The sequence below is a fragment of the Curtobacterium sp. A7_M15 genome (assembly GCF_030705415.1).
Taxonomy (GTDB): Bacteria; Actinomycetota; Actinomycetes; order Actinomycetales; family Microbacteriaceae; genus Curtobacterium.
Genome location: NZ_JAUZED010000019.1, coordinates 1 through 22,703, shown reverse-complemented (window position 1 = coordinate 22,703; position 22,703 = coordinate 1). Strand labels below are relative to the sequence as shown.

The window sequence follows — 22,703 nt, the reverse complement described above, 5'->3', positions numbered from 1 at the left end:
TGGGCGGTGCGCACTCGTCGTTCCGGTGGGCACCTCCGGCAGGCGGATGACGTCGGACCCGGGGTCGCCGCGGGCGTTCCAGGAGGCGCGGCTCGCGTCCGCCACGGAACGCACTGGCCGACCGGGGCTGGGAACGCACCACGGGGCGGGCGGGTAGCGACGTGGGGAGACGAGCCGCGCCTCCCGGCCGGCCGGAAGCGACCACGAGAGGAACGCGACGTGCGCGCACTGACCTGGCAGGGCACCGAGAAGGTGTCCGTCGAGACCGTCCCCGACCCGACCATCCAGGAGCCGACCGACGCGATCGTGCGGATCACCTCGACCGCGATCTGCGGGTCCGACCTGCACCTGTACGGGGTGCTCGGACCGTACATCGACAAGGGCGACGTCCTCGGGCACGAACCGATGGGGATCGTCGAGGAGGTCGGTTCCGGGGTCACGAACCTGAAGGTCGGCGACCGTGTGGTCATCCCGTTCAACATCTCGTGCGGGCACTGCTGGATGTGCCAGCGCGGGCTGCAGTCGCAGTGCGAGACCACGCAGGTGACGGAGTACGGCACCGGTGCCTCGCTGTTCGGCTACACGAAGATGTACGGTCAGGTCCCCGGCGGACAGGCCGGGTACCTGCGCGTGCCGCACGCCGACTACGGGCCCATCGTGATCCCGGACGACGGGACGCCCGACGAACGGTGGCTGTTCCTCAGCGACATCCTGCCGACCGCCTGGCAGGCCGTGCAGTACGCGGACGTGCCCGAGGGCGGCACGCTCGCCGTGCTCGGCCTCGGCCCGGTCGGGCAGTTCGCCGCCCGGATCGGTGCACACCTCGGCTACCGGGTGCTCGCCGTCGACCCCGAGCAGGTCCGCCGTGACCTCGGCGCGAAGCACGGCGCGGAGGTGTTCGACCTGACGAAGGACGTGGTGCCGCAGCTCGTCGACCTCACGGACGGCCGGGGACCCGACGGGGTCGTCGACGCGGTCGGCATGGAGGCCCACGGCAACCCCGTCGCGGGGTTCGCCCAACGTGCCGCCGGGTTGCTCCCCGACAAGCTCGCGCAGAAGGCCATCGAGACCGCCGGCGTCGACCGGCTCGCCGCCGTGCACGCGGCGATCGACCTCGTCCGTCGCGGTGGGACGGTCTCGCTCAGTGGTGTCTACGGCGGGATGGCCGACCCGATGCCGATGATGACCCTGTTCGACAAGCAGATCACGGTGCGCGAGGGGCAGTGCAACGTCAAGCGCTGGGTCGACGACATCATGCCGCTCGTGCAGGACCCGTCCGACCCGCTCGGGACCCTCGACCTGACGACCCACCGGGTCTCGCTCGAGGACGCCCCGCACATGTACGAGGTGTTCCAGAAGAAGGAGGACGGCTGCGTGAAGGTCGTCCTCGACCCCGCGCTGGCCGCCGGCTGATGCGGATCGTCGTCGTCGGCGCGACCGGCAACCTCGGGACCGCGGTGCTGCGGCGGCTGGCGGCGTCACGTGCCGACGGTGCGTCCCTCGAGGTCGTCGGGGTCGCTCGGCGGCTGCCCGACGTCCACGCCGATCCGTACGGGACGGCCGTCTGGCACGCCGTCGACGTCGGGGCCCGGGACGCGGTCGACCACTTGGCAGCCGTGTTCCGCGGTGCCGACGCGGTCGTCCACCTCGCGTGGGCCCTGCAGCCGACGCACGACATCCCGGCGCAGTACCGGACGAACGTGACGGGGACCGCGAACGTCCTCGAGGCCGTGGCGCGCGTCGGCGTCCCCCAGGTCGTGGTCGCGTCGTCCGTGGGGGCGTACCGCGGGGTCGACGTGGACGGCAAACGGACGCCCGTCGACGAGGAGTTCCCCGTCAGCGGCATCCCGACCGCCACCTACTCGATCCACAAGGCCGAGAACGAGTCGGCCTTGGACGCCTTCGCCGCCCGCCACCCGGACGTCGTCGTGACCCGACTCCGCCCCGGACTGGTGTTCCAGCGCAGCGCAGCCGCCGAGCTCCGCGGGCTGTTCCTCGGGCGCCTCGTGCCGATGTCGGTCGTCTGGTGGCTCCGCTGGGCGGTCCTACCGCTCCCGCTGCCGTTCGTGTTCCAGGCGGTGCACGCCGACGACGTCGCCGATGCCTTCTGGCGCGCGATCGACCGGCGGGCGGGCGGCGCGTTCAACATCGCCGCGAGCCCCGTGCTCAACCCACCGAGGATCGCGCGGGCGTTCGGGATGCTCGGGGCCGTCCGGGCGCCGATGTGGCTGGTCAGGGGGCTCATCACGCTCGCGTGGCGGCTGCGGTTGCAGCCGACGGACGCCGGGTGGGTGGACATCGCGGCCCGGGCACCGATCATGCGCACCGACCGGGCGCGGTCGGTGCTCGGATGGGAGGCGCGGCACACCTCCGAGGAGGCGTTGCGCGAGCTCGTGGCCGGGTTCGCGGACGGGGCGAGGGTGCCGGGGTCGGGTCCGCTGCGCGGGTGAGGGGCGGGGCGGGGTCGTTCCGCGCGTACCTGGTCGTTTCGCGCGTACCTGCTCGGAAGTTTCGACCAGCTACGCCCGAATCCGCTTCCCATCGCGGGTGCTCTGGGAAGAATCGACGAGGTCGGACGCCCGAATCGCGCTACGCTCTGGCTGTCCGACGAAGGGGGACGGTGTGTTCGGGGACTTGTTCGGAGAGAGCGACGGCGTCGGGCTCGGCGACTTCGGTGTGTTCGGCGTGCTGTGGGGCGTCGGCGCGGCCGTGATCGGACTCGGGTTCGTCGCCATCGTCGTGACGATCGTCCTCCGCAGTGCCCGGATGGCGAAGCGGGGCCAGAACCCGTTCACCCTCGAGGAGGACCTCGCGTACCAGGCCATGCAGAGTCGGACCCTCGCACCCGAGAAGTCGCTCGAGCAGCGGCTCGCCGAACTCGACGACCTGCACGCCCGCGGCGTCATCTCCGACGAGGAGCACCGGGTCGCCCGCGCCGAGGCCCTGCGCGCATGAGCATCGTCGCGGAGACCCACAACCCGCTGGTGCCACCGGTCTACGACCTCGTGTGGAGCGCCGTGGCCGTGCTCGTCGTGGTGGCCGTGGTCGCGATCGTGCTCGTCGCCCGACGGTCCCGTCGGCGGTCGAGCGGTCCGCTCGAGCAGCGGCTCGCCGAGCTCGACGACCTGCACGCCCGCGGCGTCATCTCCGACGACGAGCACCGAGCCGCTCGCGCCGAGACCCTCCGCGGCTAGCCTGGACGGGTGCTGCGACCCATCGACCTCCTCGGGGAGTGGAGCCTGCGGCGGACGGTCCACGACCGGCGGGCAGGTGTCCACGGCTCCGTGACCGGGACGACCACGCTGACCCGCATGGCGACGGATCAGGTCCGATGGGACGAGGCCGGCACGATGACCTTCGACGGTCGGACCGTCCCCGTGTCGCGGACGCTCTGGGTGCGCCGGGGCGCGGACGACCGCTGGGCCGTGCACTTCGCCGACGGCCGGGTGTTCCACGACTGGGTCTGGGGGTCGGCGGTGTCGCACGCGTGCGCGCCCGACGACTACTCCGGGGTGCTCGCCGGGGACACCGAGGAGTGGACGGTCCGGTGGGAGGCGCACGGCCCGGCGAAGGACTACGTCCTCGACAGCACGCTGCGTCGTCGGTCCCACCCGGCAGACTGAGCGCATGCCCCGCAGCTCCGGTACCGACGCCCCGCGCATCACGCTGACCGACCCGACAGACCTCGACGACTGGACGCCCGGTCCCGGTGACGTGCTGACCGGTGACCGGATCGAGGGGAAGCGCATCGACGTGTTCGACCTCGCGGGGGAGCGGTTGCCGGACCTCGAGATCGAGGAGTCGGTGATCGGCACGCTCCGTGTGGACGGCGCCGACCTCCGCGGCCTCCGGATCCGCGACTCGGTCGTCGAGACGTTGGACGCCCCGGTGCTCCGTGCGTCGAGCAGCTCCTGGCGCGAGGTCCGGATCGCCGGCGGCCGCATCGGTTCGGCGGAGCTGTACGACGCGGGACTGAACGGCGTCGAGTTCGTCGGCATGAAGCTCGGGTTCGTGAACCTGCGCGGGTCGACGCTCACCGACGTGGTCTTCCGCGACTGCGTCCTCGACGAGCTCGACATCGCCGACGCCCGACTGCTGCGGGTGTCGTTCGAGGGGACGAGGATCCGGGCGGCCGAGGGATCGAACACCCGGATCGAGCACGTGGACCTGCGGGGTGCCGACCTCGACCGGGTGGAGCGGCTCGAGGGGTTCCGCGGGGCGACGATCGGCGCCGACCAGCTGTACACGCTCGCGCCGCTCCTGGCGGCCCAGGCGGGCTACCGCGTCGACTGACCGGCAGGGCCGGGCGCAGTGTGCGAGGTCCCGCGCTCCGTGGGACGCGAACGACCCCGCACGGCACGCGGAACCTCGCACACTGCGTCAGGCGGACGCGGACGCGGACGCGGCGCCGGCGCGCGCGAGCGCACGCGCGAGGTCCGCCTGCACGAGGTCGCCGTGCACCGCCGCACCCGCCTGCGTCCCCGCCGCCGCCGACGCGATGACGGTGGCCATCGGCGCCGCCACGTTCCCGGCAGCGTAGACGCCCCGGACACTCGTCTGCCCGGCGGCGTCCACGGTCAGGGCGCTCGCGTACCGGTGGTCGCCCGTGAACTGGTCGGTGGCCTCGAGCCCGAGCCCCTCGAGGAACCCGATGCGTGCCTCGGCCGTGCTCGCCGCGGCCAGGGCGTCGAGCGCGACGAACTCGCCGGACGCCGTGGAGACCCCGGTGAGCCGGTCGCCCTCGGACACCACTTCGCGCACGGGTCCCGTCACGACCCCGACGCCCCGGGCAGCAAAACCGGCGAGTGTGGTGTCGTCGAGGAGCCCCGCGTCGGTGACGAACGCCGTCACGTCCTCGCTCAGCGCGCGGAACATGAGCACCTGGTGCGCCCCGATCGGCGACGTCACGAGCACGCCGATGCGCTGGTCGCGGATCTCCCACCCGTGGCAGAACGGGCAGTGCACCACGCCACGCCCCCACTGCTCGGCGAGGCCCGGGACGTCCGCCAGGACGTCCTCGGCGCCGGAGGCGACGACCAGCCTGCGCGCGGCGACGACCGCACCCGACTGCAGCGTGACCGAGAAGCCGACCGGGTCGACGTCGTCACCGTCGGTGCCGGACGCGGCCACGATCCTCCCGGTCGTCACCTCGACGCCGTAGGCCGCCACCTCGTCGCGGCCGACCGCACCCAGCTCCGCTGGCGAGGCGCCCTCGCGCCCCAAGTAGTTGTGGACCCCCTCGGCTCGGGCGTTCCGGGGCTCGCCGGAGTCGACGACGAGGACCGACCGCCGCGAACGGCCGAGGACGAGTGCTGCTGACAGACCGGCGGCTGCTCCGCCGATGACGATGACGTCGTAGTGATCACGCATGCGTGCATCCTGCGGATGCGTGTCGCCAGCTGGCAAACTTCCTTGCCGGTCTGGCAACATGGCCCCGTGGCGACGGATCGGGAGGAACGGATCACCCCTCGGACGACGGCCCAGGTCGTCGACGCGGTCGGTGCGCGCCTGCGTGCGCTGCGGACCCGCCGGGACGTCACGCTCGCGGCGCTCGCCGCCGAGACCGGCATCTCGGTGTCGACGCTGTCTCGGCTCGAGTCGGGGCACCGCAAGCCCACGCTCGAACTCCTCCTGCCGCTCGCGCGGGCGTACCAGGTGCCGCTGGACGACCTGGTCGGGGCGCCGAGGACGGGCGATCCGCGGGTGCACCTCGCGCCGGAGGTGCACGGCGGTCGGGTCGTGGTGCCGCTCACCCGACGGACCGGTGGCGTGCGCTCGTTCAAGCAGCTGATCCCGCCCGGACCGGCGAACGTCGACCGGACCCTCCGGACGCACGAGGGCTACGAGTGGCTCTACGTGCTGTCCGGACGGCTCCGGTTGCTGCTCGGCGACCGTGACTTCGACCTCGGTCCGGGCGAGGTCGTCGAGTTCGACACGCACACCCCGCACTGGGTCGGGAACACCACGGACGAGGTCACCGAGGTGCTGTGCCTGTACGGGCCGCAGGGTGAGCGGGCGCACATCCGATCGCGGCCCGCCGACCGCTAGAAGACGTGCGCGATGACGTCGTCGAGCAGGCCCGACGTCGTGACGTTCGACTGCTGGACGTGAATGCCGACGTCGCCGCGGGTGTAGTAGGTGTCGCCGTCGGTGACCGGGTACTGGCTGTTCTGCGAGACCTTCTGGCAGCGGTACCCGTAGCCGTCGAGTGAGCAGTCGTACCCGGACAGCGCCGTCTTCAGGTGCTCGTAGGCCTTCGTCGAGTCGACGACCGCGACCCGGATCGACAGGAACGTCGTGTCGGCCCGCGGGTCCCGCCAGACGCAGTACAGCTGCTTGCCGTCCGGCTGGAGCACGGGCGTGAGGTCGTCCTTCGGCGTCTGCACCGGGTCGCCGACCACGGCCGGGTCGTTGAGCGGGGCGTCCGCGAAGGCCGTGTCCCACTTGCCGGCCGTGATGAGTCCCTCGCACGACTCCGGGAGCCTGCCGGCGTCGTCGTCGACGCCCGGGACCGGGGTGATCGTCGAGGTCGGCCGCGGCGTCGAGGCCGGGGCGGTCGGGGAGGCGCTGGTGCCCGTGGTGCTCGCGGACGTCGTCCCGGTCGGAGCGGCGCCGGTGCCGCTCGTCGCCTGCGCGCAGCCGCTGAGGACCAGTGCCGGGAGCGCGAGCGCGATCGCCGTGGCTCCGATGGTCGTGTTCCGTCGCATGTGCTCCCCCTCGTTCCGCGGCCGCTCGGTCGATCGGCTGCCCCGCGGCCGACGGTACCCGGGTCGGTGGGCGGGCCGCTGCGATCGTCACCCGATCGTGTCCTCAGGGGCACCGGGCGGCGATGGGAGGATGACCGGGTGACCACGCCGACCATCCCGCTCTTCCTCGACTGCGACACCGGTGTCGACGACGCCCTGGCGCTGACGTACCTGCTCGACGTCCCGCACGTCGACCTCGTCGGCATCGGCACGGTCTCCGGCAACACCGACGCCGCGACCGCAGCCGTCAACACCGCGGCGCTGCTGGCCCTGTGCGGGCGGACGGTGCCCGTCGCGGTCGGCGCCCACGACCCGATCGGCGGCTCGTACGGCGGTGGCGCGCCGCACGTCCACGGGGCGAACGGCATCGGCGGGGTCGACCTCCCGCCGGGGGTCGCCGCGGCGGAGGACCCTGCCGCCGAACTGCTCGTGCGTCTGGCCCGCGACCACGCCGCCGGCGACCGGAAGCTCGACGTCCTGGCCATCGGGCCGCTCACGAACCTCGCCGTCGCACTCGACGCCGAGCCTCGCCTGCCGGAGCTCGTCGGCACGCTGACGATCATGGGTGGTGCCGTGTGGGACGCGGGCAACGTGTCACCGACCGCCGAGGCGAACGTCCACAACGACGCCGAGGCCGCCAGGCGTGTCCTCCGCGCCGGTTTCGACCTCGTGCTCGTGCCGCTCGACGTCACCCGTCAGCACCGCTTCGACGACACCGATGCCGACCGGTTCACGGCGGCCGGTGATGCGCTCCGGGTCGCGCTCGGCACGATGCTCCGCAGCTACGTCGACTTCTACGAGTCCGTCGACCACGTCCGCCGTGCGCCGCTGCACGACCCGCTGGCGGCAGCCATCGCGGCGGGCGAGGTCCAGCCCACCGTCCGGGACACACCGCTCGACGTGGTGGTCGATGGCGCCGAGCACGGCCGGACCGTCCCCGCTGCGGACGGGCCGGCGGTGCGCGTCGTGGTGGCGGCCGACGACCGTGCGGCGGACGTCATCCGTGACCGCATCCTCCACGTCGGTACCACCGCGGAGCCGCGAGGGGTCTGAGGAGCCCCTGACGGAAGCGCGCAGGAGCGTCCCGGTGGACGCTCTCGTCCGGCGCGTCCGCGCTGAGCGGACGAACGTCCCGCGCTTGGTGGCGATCCTGGGCAGCACCACAGAGTCGTACGCGCACGGTCGGTGTCGCAACGCCCCGGTGCACACCGGGAGCGACGACGACCGGAAGGCTGACCATGACCACGAACCCACCCGGGAACGACTCGGGGACGCCCATCCACGACCGCACCGCGGCGTCCGACGGGCACGAGATCCACCCCGGCGTCACCGTCCCGAGCTTCGCGAGCGGCACGCCCGCCCCGCGGTCGACGGACCCCGACGCTCCGCTGACGTACGACGCGTACGGCGACGACGTGGCCGAGGTGCCGTTCGACGCGCCCCTCGACGCGATCCCCGCAGACGAACAGCTGCCGCCCGCGACGACCGGGATCTCGGGCGCGCCCACGACGGGCCCCGGCGGCTCCGGGTCGACGACCGGCACGACCGGCACGACCGGCACGTCCGGCGGCGCCACGGCCGACCAGGCGAAGAGCGCCGCACAGGACGTCGCGGGCGACGCGAAGGCCAAGGCCGCCGACGTCGCGGGCACCGCCAAGGAGCAGGCGTCGAACGTCGCGTCCGAGGCGACCGACCACGCCAAGCAGCTCTACGGCCAGGCGACCGAGACGCTCAAGGAGCAGGCCGCCGACCAGCAGCAGCGAGCCGCCGGCGGACTCCGCAGCATCGGCGAGCAGCTCGGCCGGATGGCGGACAACGACGACGAGCAGGGCCTCGCCGCCAAGGTCGTCCGCGACCTGTCCGGCCGCGCGAGCACCGCGGCCGGGTTCCTCGAGAACCGCGACCCGGGCTCGCTCCTCGACGAGGTGAAGTCCTTCGCCGCGAAGCGTCCCGGGACGTTCATCGCCCTCGCCGCCGGCGCCGGCATCCTCGCCGGACGGCTGACGAAGGCCCTCGCGACCGAGGTCAAGCACGAGAAGGAAGCGGACGGCGCATGACCCACCCCGCACCCCCGGGAGCGCCCGGACCCGAGGAACGCGCCGCGACGACACCGCTCGGCGAGCTCCTCTCCGAGGTGTCCAGCGACCTGTCGACCCTGTTCCGGCAGGAGGTCGCGCTCGCCAAGGCCGAGCTGACCGAGTCCGCGAAGAAGGCGGGCAAGGCCGGCGGCATGTTCGGCGGTGCCGGTCTCACGGCGCTGTTCGCACTCCTGTTCCTGTCGATCGCAGCGTGGTGGGGCCTCGGGTACCTCGTCGGCAACGCCTGGTCCGCGCTCATCGTGGCCGCGGTCTACGCGATCGTCGCCGCGGTCCTGGCCGTCCGCGGCCGCAAGGAGATCAAGGAGATCCAGGGCGCCCCGCAGACGGTCGAGACCGTCAAGGAAGTCCCCGAAGCACTCAAGCCCACCACCGGGAGGAAGCCATGAGCACCCCAGACGAGATCCGCGCCGACATCGAGCGCACCCGCGGCGAACTCGGCTCCGACGTCGACGCCCTCGCCGACAAGGTCAGTCCGTCCGCGATCGCCCACCGGCAGACCGAGAAGGTCAAGAGCCGGTTCCAGAACGCCCGCGAGTCCGTGATGGGCGCGGCCGGGTCGGCACGGTCGGGCGTCTCCGACTCGGCGTCGGGAGCGGCCGACCACGCCAAGGACGTCGCGCACAAGGGCGTCGAGAAGGCCAAGGGCAACCCGCTGGCCGTCGGACTGATCGCGTTCGGCGCCGGATGGCTCGCGTCGTCGCTCATCCCCACCTCGGACAAGGAGGAGGAGCTGGCCGGCGAGCTCAAGGACAAGGCCGCACCCCTCGTCGAGGACGTCAAGGAACAGGCGAAGGACGTCGGTTCGCAGCTCGGCGACGTGGCGAAGGAGCACGCGCAGGACCTCAAGGACACCGCGCAGGACGCAGCCCAGACCGTCAAGGACGAGGCACAGGGCGCCGCGTCCGACGTGAAGGACCACGCGCAGGGCGCTGCGGAGGACGTGCGCAGCAGCTGACGCGACCGGCGTCGATCCTGGAGGGGGGGGGGGGGGGGGGCGCGGCCGCGCCCGCCGGGCGGCCGCCCAGCCCCCGCGCGACGGGCGCGCCCGGGCGGCCCGGGCCCGGGCGCCCCCCCCGCCTCCAGTCCGTCCCCGGTCACGTCACGAGCGCGCGACGGCACGTCCCAGGCGGGTCGCCGCCAGACGCAGCCGCTCCTCGTCGACGTGGCCGTAGGCGAGTCGGAGGTGCCGGTCCGCGTCGGTGCCCGGCCCGGAGGGGAAGAACGCGCCGCGCTGGTACTCGACGCCCTCGGCGCTCGCCGCTGCCGCGAGGGCGTCCGCGTCGATCCGGTCGTCGGTGATCCGTGGCCAGAGGAAGAGCCCGCCGCCGGGGACCGTCACGTCGAAGACGCCCGGGGCCGCGTCGGCCAGCGCCGACGCGAGGGTCTCGGCGCGACCGCGGTACAGCGCGCGCGCCCGGTCGAGGGTGCGGTCGAACAGGGAGTCGTCCGCCGTCACGAGCTCGCCGATGACGGCCTGCACGAACGTCGAGCTGTGCGAGTCCTGCCGGCTCCGGAGCGCTACGACGTCGCCCGCGAACCGCTCCGGCACGACGATCCAGCCGAGCCGCAGCCCGGGGCCGAGGGCCTTCGTGAACGTGTTGACGTGCACGACGTGCTCGGAGTGGTTGAAGGCGTCGACGGGTTCCGGGCCGTCGCCGTACCAGAGCTCGCGGTAGGGGTTGTCGGCGAACACGACGAAGTCGTACCGCTCGGCGAGGGCGACGAGGCGTGCTCGTGCGGCGGCCGGCAGGGTGCCCTGCGTCGGGTTGTGGAAGTCCGGCACGGTGTACAGCGCGCGGGGCCTGGCACCCGCCTCCAGCTCGCGCTCGAGGAGGTCGAGGTCGAGGCCGTCCGGACCCACCGGGATCGGCAGCGTGACGGCGTCGGCCAGCTCCAGGCCGCGGAGGAACAGCGGGAACACGGGGTTGTCGACCGCGACGAGGTCACCGCGCTCGAGGACGACCTGGATCGCCAGGGCGAGGCCGTGGAACGCGCCGTTCGTGATCACGATCCGGTCGACGGGGACGCCCTCGCGAGCGGCGATCCACTCGCGGATCGGGGAGATGCCGGCCGTCCGCGAGTACTGCAGTGCCGGCAGGCCCGGACGGGACAGGACGCGCGCGGTGGCCTCGGCGAGCTCCGCCGCGGGCAGCACACCCGGGTCGGGGATGCCGCCGAGCAGCTCGATCGCATCGGGCCGCGGGTCGCGCAGCGTCTGGTCGCCGAACCCCTTCGGCGCGGTGAACGCCCGGATGAGGGACGGCTTGGTGCCGGTGGTGGTGATCGTCATGGCTTCTCCTTCAGCTGGCTGCCGGAACGGCGTCGAGCAGGCTGCGCGTGTACTCGTGCCGGGGGTCGTGGAACACCCGCCTCACCGGCCCGGACTCGACGACCCGGCCGTGCCGCAGCACCGTGACGGTGTCGGCGACCTGCCGGACGAGCGCGAGGTCGTGCGACACGAACAGGTAGGTCAGCCCGAGTTCCCGCTGCAACCGGGTGAGCAGCCCGATGATCCCGGCCTGCACCGTGACGTCGAGCGCGCTCGTCGGTTCGTCGAGCACGACGACCTCGGGCCGGAGGACGAGGGCGCGGGCGATCGCGACCCGCTGCCGTTGCCCGCCGGACAGGTCGGTGGGGCGGCGGCGCAGGTACCGGTCGTCCAGGCCGACGGAGTCGAGCGCCTCGCGGACGGCAGCGGCCCGGGACGCCCGGGTGCCGACCCGGAAGCGGTCGAGCGGTTCACCGACGATCCGTCGCACCTGCCACGTCGGATCGAGCGACGTGAACGGGTTCTGGTAGACGAGCTGCAGCTGCCGGCGGACGCGGCGCAGGTCGGCCTTCGAGCGTCCGTGCACCTCGACGCCGTCGACGGCGATGCGGCCCGCGTCGGGACGCTCCAGGCCGAGCAGCATGCGGACGGTCGTCGTCTTGCCGGAGCCGGACTCGCCGACGAGCGCGTGCGTGGTCCCGGCACGGACGTCGAACGAGACGCCGTCGACGGCCCGGACGGTGCGGTCGCCGTGACCGTAGTGGCGGGCGACGCCGGACACCGAGATGTGCGCGGGACGATCGCTCGCGGAGCGAGAGCGCGCGACGTCGGTCGATCGGTACCGGTCCGGGCTGAGCGCGGGGACGTCGGCTCGCAGCAGGCGGGCGTACTCGGACCGCGGGGCGCGGAACACCCGGGCGGCGGGACCCTGCTCCTCGACGACGCCGTCCCGCAGCACGACGAGGTCGTCGGCTCGTTCGGCCGCGACGGCGAGGTCGTGGGTGATGAACAGCAGACTGATGCCCCGCTCGGCCCGGAGCTGCTGGAGCAGGTCGAGGATGCGCTTCTGGATCGTCACGTCGAGGGCGCTCGTCGGCTCGTCCGCCACGACGAGGTCCGGTTCGGGCAGGACGGTCAACCCGATGAGCACGCGCTGGAGCATGCCGCCGGACAGCTCGTGCGGGTACGACCGCCACACCCGCTCGGGATCGGTGAGCCCGACGCGTTCGAAGACGGCGAGCACCGCGGCCCGTCGTGCCTCGACGGTGGGGGCGTCGGTGAGCGCGGCCGCTTCGAGCGCCTGCGAGCCGATCGTCCGGACCGGGTTGAGTGCCGTCGCCGGGTCCTGCGGGATGAACCCGATCCGGCGTCCGCGCAGTGCCCGGAAGCGCTGGTCGGGCAGCGTGACGAGGTCGTCGCCGGCGAAGTCGACCGATCCGCTGACCGTCGACCCCGCGGGGAGCAGGCCGAGTACCGCCTTCGCGATCGTCGACTTGCCCGAACCGGACTCGCCGATGACGGCCACGGTGCGCCCGCGGCCGACGGTGAAGTCGACGCCGTGCACGACCCGTGTCCCGCCGTACGCGACCGTCAACCCGCTCACCGTGAGCAGCGTGTCCGTGGTGATCCGTTCCTCCAGGACCGTCATGACCGACCCGCCTTCCGCAGCCAACGGCTGATCCGGTTCACCGAGAGCACGGTGAGGACGATGACGACGGCCGGGGCGTACACGAGCCACGGTGCCGTCGGGTACGTCTTGCCGGAGGCCACCAGGAGCCCCCAGTCCGACGCGGGTGGGGCATCTCCGTACCCGAGGAAGGCGAGCGACGCGATCACGAGGATCGACGTGCCGAGGTTGAGCACGGCCAGCGCGAGCACCGACCGGTACGCGTTCGGCAGCACGTGCCGGAAGAGGGCGTGCGCACCGGAGCCGCCGACCAGGGTCGAGGCCTCGACGAACGTCGATCCCCGCGCCTTGAGCGTCTCCGCACGGGCGAGCCGGGCGAAGGCGGCGACGGCCGAGATGCCCGTGGCGATCGCGGCGTTGATCGTGTGGAAGCCGAGCGAGCTGACGATGACCACGGCCAGCAGGAACCCCGGGATCGCGAGCAGGACGTCGACGACGCGGCCGAGGAGGAGGTCCACCCAGCCTCGCAGGAACCCACTGGCGAGGCCGATCAGGCCGCCGACGACCAGGCCGATGGCCACCGCGACGAGCGCGCTGGTCACCGAGGACGCGGTGCCGTGGACCACCCGGGCGTAGAGGTCGCGGCCGAGGTAGTCGGTGCCGAACCAGTGCGCGGCCGACGGCGCCTGGAGCTTGGCCGCGGTGTCCCCCGTGACGGCGCTCTGCCCCGTGAACAACCCGGGAGCGAGTGACCACAGCAGCACGACCACGAGCACGGCGAACGAGAGCAGCACGGTCGGCGGCACCACGGTGCCGCGGCGCTTCGGTCGGGTCGCGGACGACGCCGTCGTGGACACCCGGACGGTGGTGAGGTCCGCGCTCATGCCGACACCCGCGCCTTCGGGGCCGCCGTCGCTGCTGGGGCCCCCAGCGCCTTCGTCGACGCCGCCCGCAGCGAGACGCGGGGGTCGAGCAGCGGCGACACGAGGTCGGCGAGCAGGTTCACGACCACGAAGACCACCGCGGCGAGGGACACGACGGCCTGCAGCACCGGGACGTCCTGCGTGGTGACCGCCTTCTGCACGACCACGCCGATGCCGTCGCGGCCGAAGATGGTCTCGGTGATCACGGACCCGCCGAGCAGTTCTCCGACGACGAGCGCGACCATCGTCACCGCGGGCAGGAGCGACGGCTTCACCAGGTGTCGTGCGAACAGGCCCGTCCGCGAGAGCCCGCGGGACCGGGCGACGATCGCGTACTCCTGCCGGGACTCGTGGTCGAGGTTCGCGATCAGGACCTCGGCCAGCGGCGCGGACACCGGGATCGCCAGCGTGACGGCCGCGAAGAACGTCGCGACGGGGCTGTCCGGCTCGATCACGGCGAAGGTGTGCAGTCGGAACGCGAACCACGAGATGAGCACCAGGCCGATCACGAAGTTCGGCACGGAGAGGAAGAACGACGGCACCGATCGCAGCGCGTTCCGGAGCCAGGCGCCCGGAGCGTACTGCGAGCCGTACGCGATGCCGACCGCGAAGACGATCGACACGAGCAGGGCCGTGCCGGCGAGGACGAGGGTCGACGGCAGCGAGCCGGCGATGACCTGCGACACGGGCAGGTTCGACTGCAGCGAGAACCCGAGCTGCCCGACCGCGAAGCGGGACAGCGACAGCCAGAGCTGCAGCAGCACGGGCTGGTCGAGGCCGTAGTAGGACACGATCTTCGCGATGTCCTGTCCACTGAGTCCGCTCTGGGGGTCGCGCAGCGCGTTCGTCACGGCGTCGCCGGGCAGCACGCTGATCACCAGGAAGGTGAGCACGTACGCCAGCAGGACCACGACGAGGGCCTGCGCGACCCGCAGCAGCGCGTACCGGAGGTACGACACGACTACCGCTCGATCCAGGCGGTCGCGAAGTTCGCGTAGGCGAGGCCGTTGTACTTCGTCCCGTGCACCTTCGGCGAGATGAGGTACAGGCGCTGCACGAGCTGCACGGTCGGTACGTAGTAGCCCTGCTCGAGCACGTACTGCTGCAGTCGGGCGGCGACCTGCTTCCGCTCGGTCTCGTCGGACGCAGTGGCCACCGCGGTGGACAGCTCGTTGAGCTTCGCGTCGCTCGTGCCGAGGCCGAACCAGTCCTCGCCGCCGTTCTGGCTGGTCAGCACCCCGGCGACCGTCCCGACGTCGACGAAGCTGCGGGAGGTCTGGTAGAGCGGCGGGTTCGAAGCCTGCACGGCGGCGTACCCGGCGACGTCGACGACCTTGAGTCGCACATGCACACCGATCTTCGCGAGTTGCTGTGCGATCAGTTCGTCCTCGGCCTGGGTCGACGGGACGTACGGGTTCGGCGAGAGCGTGAACTCGAGGTCCTTGCCGTCCTTCTGTCGCGTGCCGTCCGCGCCCTTCGTCCAGCCGGCGTCGTCGAGCAGCTGCTCCGCCCGGTCCGGGTCGTACGCCAGCAGGTCGGACTCGTCGGCGACCTCCGGGACGTTGCCCTGGACGAACGACGTGGCGGCCTGCCAGTCCGACGTGTAGACGGTCTTCAGGATGGCCTTCCGGTCGATGCCGATCTGGATCGCCTTGCGGACCGCGGCGTCGTTCGTCGGGAACGCGGTGGTGTCGACCTTGAAGCCGTCGGTGAAGCCGAGGTAGCGCGGGGTGTCGACCGTGAAGCCCTGCGACTTCAGCGAGTCGATCTCCTGCGGCTCGACGTTGAACGACACGTCCGCCTGGCCGGCGACGACCGCCTGGGTCCGGACCGACTCGTCCTTGATCACCTTGTAGGTCAGGGTGTCCAGGTACGGCGCACCGGTGTGCCCGAGCGCCGCGGGACCCCAGTCGTAGTCCTTCCGCTTCGCCAGGACGTACTCCTCGCCCTCCTTGTACGACTCGACCGTGAACGGCCCGGATCCGATCTCCTTCGACAGGTCGGCCTGCTGGTCGAGGGGCAACGCGAGGGTCTTCGGCGAGAGCAGGATCGAGCCGTGGTACCCGAGCGTCGGGATGAACCCGAGGGCGGGCGACGAGAAGTCGACCTCGACGGTGTGGTCGTCGGTCGCCGTCGCCCCGACGAAGGTGCTCGACGGGAAGAGCCCGACCTTGCTGATGCCCCGGTCGGCGTCGCCGTGGGCCCAGAGGTCGATGTTGTCGACCACGGCCTGGGCGTCGAGGGCGGTGCCGTCCGAGAACGTCACGCCCTTCCGGAGGTGCAGCGTGAAGTGCTTCGCGTCGTCGGACTGGTCCCAGCTCGTCGCGATCCACGGGCTGGTCTTCCCCTTCGCGTCGACGTACACGAGCTTGTCGGTGATCTCTCCCCAGAGGTTTCCCTCGTAGCTCGAGATCGCGCTCTTGCTCGACACGAAGCCGTTGTCGTAGCCCTGGATGAGGAAGGTGAGGTTGCCGCCCTCGACGGGCTTGCCGGACGCCGTCGACGACGCCTGCGAGCCGGAGGAGCACGCGGTGAGGACGAGGGCCGCGGCGGCGGCGATCGCGAGACCGGCGAGGGGCCGGCGCCAGCGGGGTGAGTCGGTCATGGGGTTCCTGTCGGATCGGGTGGGGCAGGGGTGGGGTCGGGGTGGTCGGAGGAGCGGGTCAGATGGCCTTGCCGGGGTTGAGCAGACCGGCCGGGTCGAGGGCGTCCTTGAGTGCCCGCTGTGCGGCGAGGTGCCGCGGCGACAGCTCGAGCGCCGCCCACTCCCGCTTCACGGTGCCGATGCCGTGCTCGCCGGTGACGGTGCCGCCGGCGGCGAGGGCGATGCGGACGAGTTCGGTCGCGGCCTCGTCGAGCGCGACCGGGCGGTCGGCGGGGTCGGCGTCGCCGATGGCCCGCGTGATCGCGGGGTGGAGGTTGCCGTCACCGGCGTGCGACACCGCCGAGACCCGCACGTCGAAGCGCTCCTCGAGCTCGGCGAAGCGGGAGTAGACGTCCCGGAGCCGCGACTTCGGCACGGCGATGTCCTCGCCCACGAACCACTGCGGCTCGGTGTGCCCGCGGCCGTGGCGGCGCAGCTCCCACAGTGCGTGCCCGTCCTCGTCGGTCTCGGCGGTGACCACGGCGCCGGCCCCGCTGAGTGCAATGGTGAGGTCGGCGGTCTGCTCGTCGATGCCGTAGCCGTCGAGCTCGACGAGCACGAGCGACGCGCCACGGTCCCGCAGCGCCGTCCCGCTGAAGGCGTCGATGGCTGTGAGACTCGGTTCGTCGAAGAACTCCACGACGGTGGGGCGGACCGGCGAGCGCGTGATCGCGTCGAGCCCGTCGAGCCCGGCGGACGTGCTCGGGAAGAAGGCGGAGACGGTCCGGCGGGCGACCGGGATCGGCCGGAGCCGGACGATCGCGCGGACGACGATGCCGAGCACCCCCTCGGAGCCCACGAACAACGAGGTCAGGTCGAGACCGTTCACGCCCTTCACCGAGCGGTGGCCGACGGAGACCAGGCTGCCGTCCGCGAGCACGACGTCGAGGCCGAGCACCGACTCCCGCGTCACCCCGTACCCCGCGCAGCGCAGGCCGCCGGCGTTCGTCGCGATGTTGCCGCCGATCGTCGAGATCTCGAAGCTGGCCGGGTCGGGTGCGTAGAACAGCCCGTACGGCTCGAGGTGGGCGTTGAGCGCCGCGTTCACGACGCCGGGTTCGACGACGGCGACCTCGTCCAACGGTGCGACCTCGACGATGCGGTCGAGGCGTTCGGTGGAGACCACGAGTTGGTCCCGGGTGGCGGTGGCGCCGCCGGAGAGCCCGGAGCCGGCACCGCGCGGCACGATCGAGACGCCGTGTTCGCCAGCGAGCCGGACGACCGCCTGGACCGCGGCGGCGTCGGTCGGGAACGCGACCGCAGGTCCGTCGCCCTCGGCGGACGCGCCGTTGCGGGGCGCGGTGCCGGCGTCGTACCGGTAGGCGCCCGTCGCACGGCCGGCGGGGCGCACCTCGATGTCGGGGTGCAGGCGTCCGAGCGCGTCGACCAGGTCCGCTGCGCGGTCGGCGCGGGCTGGTGCGGTGGTGGTGGTCATGGGACCCGATGATCGGGTCGCCGGTGCGGCCTCCGCACCCTCGGTGACGGGTCGTGTCCCCGGGTTTCGTCGCGTTGCGTCGTGGACTGCGGATCCGGCCCGGAGGCGCGTCACACTTCGTCGCGCGGCGGCCTGTCCGGCACCGGGTTACGTCCGGCGTCGCCGCCCGCGCGGGGACCGGCGGTACGGTCGAGGGCATGACGACGACTCCGGACGACCTCGCCGAGGAACTCCGCGAGTCGATCGGGCGGATCGTGCGGGCCACCCGGGCACTCACCGACGAGCTGCCGCAGGCGCAGAGCGCGAGCCTGGGACTGCTCGACCGGCAGGGGCCGCAGACCATCGCCGAGCTCGCCCGCGCCCGTGGGGTGAAGCACCAGGGGCAGTCGCGGACGGTGGCGGAGCTCGAGGAGCGCGGCTTCGTGGAGCGGGGTGTCTCGGACGGCGACCGGCGCGTCTCGGTCATCCGGTTGACGGAGACCGGCCGCACGGTCATGCTCCGGGAGCGGAGCGCGAGGGCCGGGGCCTTCGCGTCCGTCATCGCTTCCGAGTTCTCCGAGACGGAGCGGCGGGCGCTCGCCCGCGTGCCGGAACTGTTCGACCGCATCGCGGCGCGACTCGAACGGTGAACGCCCTCTCATCCGGCTCGACCCCGCAGATGTACAACACTGTTGTAGACTCGTCGGCATGGAGCTGACGAAGTACAACCACGCCACCGTCGTCCTCGAGCAGGACGGCGTCACCCTCGTCATCGACCCGGGCTCGTTCACGCCGGAGTCCGCCGACCTCGCGACGGCCGCCGTCGCCGTCCTCGTGACCCACGAGCACTTCGACCACATCGACGTGGACGCGGTCCGTGCCGCCCTCGACTCGAGCGACTCCCTCGTGGTGCGCGGTCCGGCCGCGATCGTCGAGCAGCTCGGCGCGCACGACGGCCGCGTCGCCGCCGTCTCGGCCGGTGACGCGTTCGAGGTCGGCCCGTTCTCGGTGCAGGTCTTCGGCGAGGAGCACGCGACCATCCACCGCGACATCCCGACCGTCGCGAACGTCGGCTACCTGGTGAACGGCACCGTCTTCCACCCCGGCGACGCGTACCTCGTGCCGGGCGTCCCGGTCCCGACGCTGCTGCTGCCGACCAGCGGTCCCTGGACGAGCACCGCCGAGGCCGTCGACTACGTCCGCGCGGTCGCACCCGAGCGTGCCGTGCAGATCCACGAGGCGATGTTGAGCGACCTCGGTCAGCAGTCCGCGGCGCGGTTCCTCGGGTCGGACGGTCTCGGGCCGGTGCCGGTGCAGATCCTGCCCGCCAGCGAGTCGATCACCGTCTGACGGTCGCGACGCCGCCCCTGTGAGGCGAGCCGCACCTCCAGGGCATGGTGGAGGGATGTCCGACGCACCCTCCACCACCGCCGTCCTCTTCGACATCGACGGGACCCTCGTCGACTCGAACTACGCACACATCGACGCCTGGTGGCGGGCGTGCACCGCGGCCGGCGAGTCCGTCGACGCCTGGCGCATCCACCGCGCGATCGGCATGGACTCCTCGAAGCTGCTCGAGGAGTTGCTGCCGGACGCCACGGGTGACCAGCGCGACACCGTCGAGCAGTTCCACACCGCGTACTACGCCGAACAGATGCCGCGCCTGCGGCTCCTCCCGGGTGCGCGCGAGCTGCTGCGGTCCGTCGCCGAGGCTGGGCACGCCGTCGTGCTCGCGACGAGTGCGCCCGAGACCGAACTCGTGCGGCTCCGCGAACTGCTCGACGCCGAGGCCTGGATCACCGCCGTCACGAGTTCGGAGGACGTCGAGCAGGCCAAGCCGGACCCGGGGATCATCGAGGTCGCACTCCGCAAGGTCGGGGTGTCCGCCGACGCCGCCGTGATGGTCGGCGACGCGATGTGGGACGTCGAGTCCGCCGGCCGGGTCGGCGTCCCCTGCGTCGCCGTGATGACCGGTGGGATCGGCGGGGACGAACTGCGCCGCGCCGGTGCGGCGGCGGTGTACGACGACGCGGCCGGGGTCCTCGACGACCTGCGGGCCGGCCGGGGCCCCGTCGCGGACCTGGCGGCCCGCGACTGACCGAGCCCGGCCGAACGCAGGGACGCGTCGCGCCGACCCGGGCATCCGTGACAGGATCGTCGGTCGTGATCACGATCGAACGCGTTCGGTGGGACGACCCCCGAGGTGTGGCGCTCCGCGCCCGCATGGACGAGGAGATGCACGAGCGCTACGGGGCCGCGAACGCCGACGAGGACCCGGCGGTGACGGCCGAGCGTGGTCGCGCGCTCGCCGTGGACCCGGCCACGGTCATCACCTCGATCCTCGCGATCGACGAGGACGGCGAGGCCCTCGGACACATCGCCGTCCGGCGTCTCGGCGACGAGGTCGAGCTGAAGCGTCTCATCGTCCTCGAGGCTGCCCGGGGCAAGGGCGCGGCCACCGCGCTCCTCGCCGAGTGCGAGCGCGTCGGGCGCGAGGACGGGGCAGCGCGGCTCATCCTGCAGACCGGCGACAAGCAGCCCGAGGCCGTCGCACTCTACGAGAAGACCGGCTGGACCCCCATCCCGGTGTACGAGCCCTACGCCGCGACGATGCCGTGGTCGTTCTGCTTCGAGAAGGTGCTGTCGCCGATCGTTTAGTTGCACTTCTGACGCGATAGTGCAATTCTGGTTCGGTGAGCACCACCGAACGCACCCGCGCGCTGCGCCGACGCATGATCGTCGAGGCACGCCGGGCGACCATCGAGCACGGGCTGCACGGGTTCACGATCGAGCAGCTCTGCGAGACGGTCGGGGTGTCCCGGCGGACGTTCTTCAACCACTTCGCCTCGAAGGACGACGCCGTGCTCGGCATCGAGATCAACGCGGACGTCGAAGCCATCGACGCCTACGCCGCCGGCGGTGTCGTCGCGGCCGACCTCGCGCCGTTGGACTCCGTCGTCGCGCTCGCGATCGACCAGTTCCACCGGGTCGGCATCGACCGCGCGGACGAGGTCCTCGTCCGCGGGGTCTTCGAACGGGAACCGGCGCTCGTCGCCCGGTTCCTCTCGGCGACCGACGTGCAACTCGGTCGGATCGCCGACGCCGTCCGAGCGCGGTTCGGCTGGGACGACCCCGTCGACCGCCGGGCGCGGCTCGTCACCGAGGCCGCCGCAGGGCTGCTGAAGGTGACGGCGGAGACCTACTTCGACGACGCGTTCGACGAAGCCACCGGCCCCGCGTTCGACGAGCTGCTCACCCAGAACCTCCGCCTGATGCGGGCGGCCATCACGACCGGACAGGACACCACCGAATGAGCGCGACCGCGCCGGGCACGACCAAGCGTGCCCGCCCAGGCTCCGACGGACCGCTGCTCCTCACGCAGCGCCGGATCTGGATCATCTTCTCCGCGCTCATCGCGGGGATGCTGCTCTCCAGCCTCGACCAGACCATCGTCTCGACGGCGATGCCGACCATCGTCGGCGAGCTCGGCGGCGTCGCGCACCAGGCCTGGCTGACGACCGGGTACCTGCTCGCCTCGACCATCGTGATGCCCGTGTACGGCAAGTTCGGTGACGTCCTCGGTCGCCGCAACCTCTTCCTCGTCGCCATCGCGCTGTTCACCATCGCGTCGGCGGGCTGTGCCTTCGCCGGCGACTTCACGCAGCTCGTGGTCTTCCGCGCCGTGCAGGGCCTCGGCGGCGGAGGCCTGATGATCCTGTCGCAGGCGATCATCGCGGACATCGTGCCGGCGTCCCAGCGCGGCAAGTACCTCGGCCCGCTCGGTGCGATCTTCGGCCTCTCGGCGATCGGCGGCCCGCTGCTCGGTGGCTTCTTCGTCGACCACCTCACCTGGAACTGGGCCTTCTACATCAACATCCCCGTCGGCATCGCGGCGTTCTTCGTGGCCTGGTTCGCGCTGACCCTGCCGAGCAAGAAGGCGACGAAGCGCATCGACGTCCTCGGCGTGCTCCTCATGTCCGCCGCGACGACGTGCCTGGTCTTCTTCTCCGAGTTCGGCGGCAGCAGGGACCACGGGTGGGACGCCCCCGAGACGTGGGCCTGGTTCGCCGGTCTCGTCGTCGCTGCCGCGCTCCTCGTGCTCGTCGAGTCGCGGGCGCAGGACCCGGTCCTCCCGCTGTCGTTCTTCCGGAACCGCACCTTCCTGCTCGCGACCGGAATCGGCCTCGTGCTCGGAATCGGCATGTTCGCGGCCATCGGCTTCGTCCCGACGTTCCTGCAGATGGCGTCGGGCACCTCGGCGGCGGTCTCCGGTCTCCTGATGCTGCCGATGATGGCGGGCCTGATCGGCACCTCGATCGCGTCCGGCAACCTGATCACCAGGACCGGTCGCTACCGGGTGTTCCCGATCGTCGGGACGGTCCTGGTCGCCCTCGCGATGCTCGCCATGACACAGCTCGCGGCGGACACCCCGATCTGGCTCATCTGCGCCTACCTGTTCGTCTTCGGTGCGGGGCTCGGGCTCATCATGCAGGTGGTCGTCCTCGTGGCGCAGAACGCCGTGCCCGCTTCACAGGTCGGGACCGCCACGTCGACGAACAACTACTTCCGCGAGGTCGGCGCCTCCCTCGGGACCGCGGTGTTCGGTGCGCTCTTCACGGCGCGGCTCACGACGTCGCTCACCGACGTGTTCCGCGGCGCCGGCGGCTCGGCGAGCGACGCGGCCTCGTCGGCGGGCAGCATCGACCCGGCGACCGTGGCGAAGCTGCCGGAGGCGGTGCAGGACGGCATCGTGAACGCGTACGCCGACTCCCTGGCGCCCGTGTTCTGGTACCTGCTGCCGTTCATCGCGGTGGCGTTCCTGCTCGCGCTGTTCCTCCCGCAGATCACCCTGTCCGACACGGCCGGCATGGTCGCCCGTGGCGAGGCGGTCGGCGGAGCCGAGGCCGACGAGCTCGAGCGCGCGCAGCGCGCGGGCCGCGCGGCCGGTGCGGCGCAGCCGCAGTCGGCGGATGCGGGGTCG

25 protein-coding genes are annotated in these 22,703 nt (G+C 72.3%); 17 read left to right on the top strand and 8 right to left on the bottom strand.

Going from position 1 to position 22,703, the window contains the following annotated elements; translation table 11 throughout:
• The first annotated feature begins 219 nt into the window (after nt 1-219).
• The 6 genes from Q7F20_RS05740 to Q7F20_RS05715 all read left to right on the top strand — a co-directional run bounded on the left by Q7F20_RS05740 (nt 220) and on the right by Q7F20_RS05715 (nt 4,293).
• Nucleotides 220-1,413, top strand: coding sequence for a zinc-dependent alcohol dehydrogenase (locus Q7F20_RS05740; protein WP_305739155.1), 1,194 nt, complete (start codon nt 220-222; stop codon nt 1,411-1,413).
• Nucleotides 1,413-2,450: an NAD-dependent epimerase/dehydratase family protein gene (locus tag Q7F20_RS05735; RefSeq protein ID WP_305739154.1), complete on the top strand. Its 1,038-nt coding sequence runs from the start codon at nt 1,413-1,415 to the stop codon at nt 2,448-2,450. The genes Q7F20_RS05740 and Q7F20_RS05735 overlap by 1 nt, the downstream gene beginning before the upstream one ends.
• Nucleotides 2,451-2,622: 172 nt before the next feature.
• The gene (locus Q7F20_RS05730) at nt 2,623-2,955 is read left to right on the top strand and encodes an SHOCT domain-containing protein (protein ID WP_305739153.1); all 333 of its coding nucleotides are present in this window, start codon (nt 2,623-2,625) and stop codon (nt 2,953-2,955) included.
• Nucleotides 2,952-3,194 carry an SHOCT domain-containing protein gene (locus Q7F20_RS05725; protein WP_305739152.1) on the top strand — a complete coding sequence of 81 codons (243 nt, stop codon included), beginning with the start codon at nt 2,952-2,954 and terminating at the stop codon, nt 3,192-3,194. The genes Q7F20_RS05730 and Q7F20_RS05725 overlap by 4 nt, the downstream gene beginning before the upstream one ends.
• A 9-nt stretch (nt 3,195-3,203) precedes the next feature.
• A complete protein-coding gene (locus Q7F20_RS05720) occupies nt 3,204-3,623 on the top strand; it encodes a DUF6314 family protein (protein ID WP_305739151.1) in 420 nt (139 codons plus the stop codon).
• 4 nt (nt 3,624-3,627) lie between these two features.
• Nucleotides 3,628-4,293 carry a pentapeptide repeat-containing protein gene (locus Q7F20_RS05715; protein WP_305739150.1) on the top strand — a complete coding sequence of 222 codons (666 nt, stop codon included), beginning with the start codon at nt 3,628-3,630 and terminating at the stop codon, nt 4,291-4,293.
• Nucleotides 4,294-4,380: 87 nt separating this feature from the next.
• Here Q7F20_RS05715 and Q7F20_RS05710 read toward each other — a convergent pair whose 3' ends face one another.
• A complete protein-coding gene (locus Q7F20_RS05710; protein ID WP_305739149.1) occupies nt 4,381-5,370 on the bottom strand; it encodes an NAD(P)/FAD-dependent oxidoreductase in 990 nt (329 codons plus the stop codon).
• 66 nt (nt 5,371-5,436) lie between these two features.
• On the opposite strand from Q7F20_RS05710, the gene Q7F20_RS05705 reads away from it, so the two are divergent.
• The gene (locus tag Q7F20_RS05705) at nt 5,437-6,048 is read left to right on the top strand and encodes a helix-turn-helix domain-containing protein (RefSeq protein WP_305739148.1); all 612 of its coding nucleotides are present in this window, start codon (nt 5,437-5,439) and stop codon (nt 6,046-6,048) included.
• Here Q7F20_RS05705 and Q7F20_RS05700 read toward each other — a convergent pair.
• Complete coding sequence (locus Q7F20_RS05700; protein ID WP_305739147.1) at nt 6,045-6,707, bottom strand: hypothetical protein; 663 nt, start codon at nt 6,705-6,707, stop codon at nt 6,045-6,047. The two genes, Q7F20_RS05705 and Q7F20_RS05700, sit on opposite strands and share 4 nt — an antisense overlap.
• Nucleotides 6,708-6,845: 138 nt before the next feature.
• Between Q7F20_RS05700 and Q7F20_RS05695 the strand changes: the two genes are divergently transcribed.
• From Q7F20_RS05695 to Q7F20_RS05680, 4 genes are all read left to right on the top strand, one after another.
• Entirely contained in the window at nt 6,846-7,799 is a 954-nt protein-coding gene (locus Q7F20_RS05695; RefSeq protein WP_305739146.1) for a nucleoside hydrolase, read from the top strand.
• 185 nt (nt 7,800-7,984) lie between these two features.
• The gene (locus Q7F20_RS05690; protein ID WP_305739145.1) at nt 7,985-8,803 is read left to right on the top strand and encodes a hypothetical protein; all 819 of its coding nucleotides are present in this window, start codon (nt 7,985-7,987) and stop codon (nt 8,801-8,803) included.
• Nucleotides 8,800-9,231: a phage holin family protein gene (locus Q7F20_RS05685; protein ID WP_305739144.1), complete on the top strand. Its 432-nt coding sequence runs from the start codon at nt 8,800-8,802 to the stop codon at nt 9,229-9,231. Before Q7F20_RS05690 ends, Q7F20_RS05685 begins: the two co-directional genes overlap by 4 nt.
• Complete coding sequence (locus tag Q7F20_RS05680) at nt 9,228-9,800, top strand: DUF3618 domain-containing protein (RefSeq protein ID WP_305739143.1); 573 nt, start codon at nt 9,228-9,230, stop codon at nt 9,798-9,800. The genes Q7F20_RS05685 and Q7F20_RS05680 overlap by 4 nt, the downstream gene beginning before the upstream one ends.
• Before the next feature lie 144 nt (nt 9,801-9,944).
• Here Q7F20_RS05680 and Q7F20_RS05675 read toward each other — a convergent pair whose 3' ends face one another.
• Genes Q7F20_RS05675 through Q7F20_RS05650 form a run of 6 tightly spaced genes read right to left on the bottom strand, consistent with a single transcriptional unit; the run spans nt 9,945 to nt 17,743 of the window.
• The gene (locus tag Q7F20_RS05675) at nt 9,945-11,135 is read right to left on the bottom strand and encodes a PLP-dependent aminotransferase family protein (RefSeq protein WP_305739142.1); all 1,191 of its coding nucleotides are present in this window, start codon (nt 11,133-11,135) and stop codon (nt 9,945-9,947) included.
• 10 nt (nt 11,136-11,145) lie between these two features.
• Complete coding sequence (locus tag Q7F20_RS05670; protein ID WP_305739141.1) at nt 11,146-12,762, bottom strand: ABC transporter ATP-binding protein; 1,617 nt, start codon at nt 12,760-12,762, stop codon at nt 11,146-11,148.
• Entirely contained in the window at nt 12,759-13,625 is an 867-nt protein-coding gene (locus Q7F20_RS05665; protein WP_305739140.1) for an ABC transporter permease, read from the bottom strand. Before Q7F20_RS05665 ends, Q7F20_RS05670 begins: the two co-directional genes overlap by 4 nt.
• On the bottom strand, nt 13,622-14,623 hold the full coding sequence (locus tag Q7F20_RS05660; protein ID WP_305739139.1) for an ABC transporter permease: 1,002 nt from the start codon (nt 14,621-14,623) through the stop codon (nt 13,622-13,624). The genes Q7F20_RS05665 and Q7F20_RS05660 overlap by 4 nt, the downstream gene beginning before the upstream one ends.
• Nucleotides 14,624-14,625: 2 nt before the next feature.
• Nucleotides 14,626-16,269: an ABC transporter substrate-binding protein gene (locus Q7F20_RS05655; protein WP_305739138.1), complete on the bottom strand. Its 1,644-nt coding sequence runs from the start codon at nt 16,267-16,269 to the stop codon at nt 14,626-14,628.
• Nucleotides 16,270-16,327: 58 nt separating this feature from the next.
• Nucleotides 16,328-17,743, bottom strand: a complete 1,416-nt coding sequence (locus Q7F20_RS05650; protein ID WP_305739137.1) for an FAD-binding oxidoreductase — start codon at nt 17,741-17,743, stop codon at nt 16,328-16,330.
• 197 nt (nt 17,744-17,940) lie between these two features.
• Here Q7F20_RS05650 and Q7F20_RS05645 point away from each other — a divergent pair, with 197 nt between their 5' ends.
• From Q7F20_RS05645 to Q7F20_RS05620, 6 genes are all read left to right on the top strand, one after another.
• Complete coding sequence (locus Q7F20_RS05645) at nt 17,941-18,372, top strand: MarR family winged helix-turn-helix transcriptional regulator (protein WP_305739136.1); 432 nt, start codon at nt 17,941-17,943, stop codon at nt 18,370-18,372.
• A 58-nt stretch (nt 18,373-18,430) separates the two neighbouring features.
• Nucleotides 18,431-19,072 (top strand): MBL fold metallo-hydrolase, encoded by a 642-nt coding sequence (locus tag Q7F20_RS05640; protein WP_305739135.1) that lies wholly within the window; start codon nt 18,431-18,433, stop codon nt 19,070-19,072.
• Nucleotides 19,073-19,127: 55 nt separating this feature from the next.
• Nucleotides 19,128-19,820, top strand: coding sequence for an HAD family hydrolase (locus Q7F20_RS05635; RefSeq protein WP_305739134.1), 693 nt, complete (start codon nt 19,128-19,130; stop codon nt 19,818-19,820).
• Between the two features lie 65 nt (nt 19,821-19,885).
• Nucleotides 19,886-20,380 (top strand): GNAT family N-acetyltransferase, encoded by a 495-nt coding sequence (locus Q7F20_RS05630; protein ID WP_305739133.1) that lies wholly within the window; start codon nt 19,886-19,888, stop codon nt 20,378-20,380.
• Nucleotides 20,381-20,415: 35 nt separating this feature from the next.
• On the top strand, nt 20,416-21,036 hold the full coding sequence (locus tag Q7F20_RS05625) for a TetR/AcrR family transcriptional regulator (protein WP_305739132.1): 621 nt from the start codon (nt 20,416-20,418) through the stop codon (nt 21,034-21,036).
• The coding region (locus Q7F20_RS05620) for an MDR family MFS transporter (RefSeq protein ID WP_305739131.1) at nt 21,033-22,703 on the top strand (1,671 nt) is incomplete at its 3' end. The genes Q7F20_RS05625 and Q7F20_RS05620, both read left to right, overlap by 4 nt.

What these genes read in the sequence shown, in the direction of transcription:
- Q7F20_RS05735 (WP_305739154.1), top strand. Translation starts at nt 1,413, where the DNA reads ATGCGGATCGTCGTCGTCGGCGCGACCGGCAACCTCGGGACCGCGGTG.
- Q7F20_RS05725 (WP_305739152.1), top strand. Translation starts at nt 2,952, where the DNA reads ATGAGCATCGTCGCGGAGACCCACAACCCGCTGGTGCCACCGGTCTAC.
- Q7F20_RS05715 (WP_305739150.1), top strand. Translation starts at nt 3,628, where the DNA reads ATGCCCCGCAGCTCCGGTACCGACGCCCCGCGCATCACGCTGACCGAC.
- Q7F20_RS05710 (WP_305739149.1), bottom strand. Translation starts at nt 5,370, where the DNA reads ATGCGTGATCACTACGACGTCATCGTCATCGGCGGAGCAGCCGCCGGT.
- Q7F20_RS05700 (WP_305739147.1), bottom strand. Translation starts at nt 6,707, where the DNA reads ATGCGACGGAACACGACCATCGGAGCCACGGCGATCGCGCTCGCGCTC.
- Q7F20_RS05690 (WP_305739145.1), top strand. Translation starts at nt 7,985, where the DNA reads ATGACCACGAACCCACCCGGGAACGACTCGGGGACGCCCATCCACGAC.
- Q7F20_RS05685 (WP_305739144.1), top strand. Translation starts at nt 8,800, where the DNA reads ATGACCCACCCCGCACCCCCGGGAGCGCCCGGACCCGAGGAACGCGCC.
- Q7F20_RS05680 (WP_305739143.1), top strand. Translation starts at nt 9,228, where the DNA reads ATGAGCACCCCAGACGAGATCCGCGCCGACATCGAGCGCACCCGCGGC.
- Q7F20_RS05675 (WP_305739142.1), bottom strand. Translation starts at nt 11,135, where the DNA reads ATGACGATCACCACCACCGGCACCAAGCCGTCCCTCATCCGGGCGTTC.
- Q7F20_RS05670 (WP_305739141.1), bottom strand. Translation starts at nt 12,762, where the DNA reads ATGACGGTCCTGGAGGAACGGATCACCACGGACACGCTGCTCACGGTG.
- Q7F20_RS05665 (WP_305739140.1), bottom strand. Translation starts at nt 13,625, where the DNA reads ATGAGCGCGGACCTCACCACCGTCCGGGTGTCCACGACGGCGTCGTCC.
- Q7F20_RS05655 (WP_305739138.1), bottom strand. Translation starts at nt 16,269, where the DNA reads ATGACCGACTCACCCCGCTGGCGCCGGCCCCTCGCCGGTCTCGCGATC.
- Q7F20_RS05650 (WP_305739137.1), bottom strand. Translation starts at nt 17,743, where the DNA reads ATGACCACCACCACCGCACCAGCCCGCGCCGACCGCGCAGCGGACCTG.
- Q7F20_RS05645 (WP_305739136.1), top strand. Translation starts at nt 17,941, where the DNA reads ATGACGACGACTCCGGACGACCTCGCCGAGGAACTCCGCGAGTCGATC.
- Q7F20_RS05640 (WP_305739135.1), top strand. Translation starts at nt 18,431, where the DNA reads ATGGAGCTGACGAAGTACAACCACGCCACCGTCGTCCTCGAGCAGGAC.
- Q7F20_RS05635 (WP_305739134.1), top strand. Translation starts at nt 19,128, where the DNA reads ATGTCCGACGCACCCTCCACCACCGCCGTCCTCTTCGACATCGACGGG.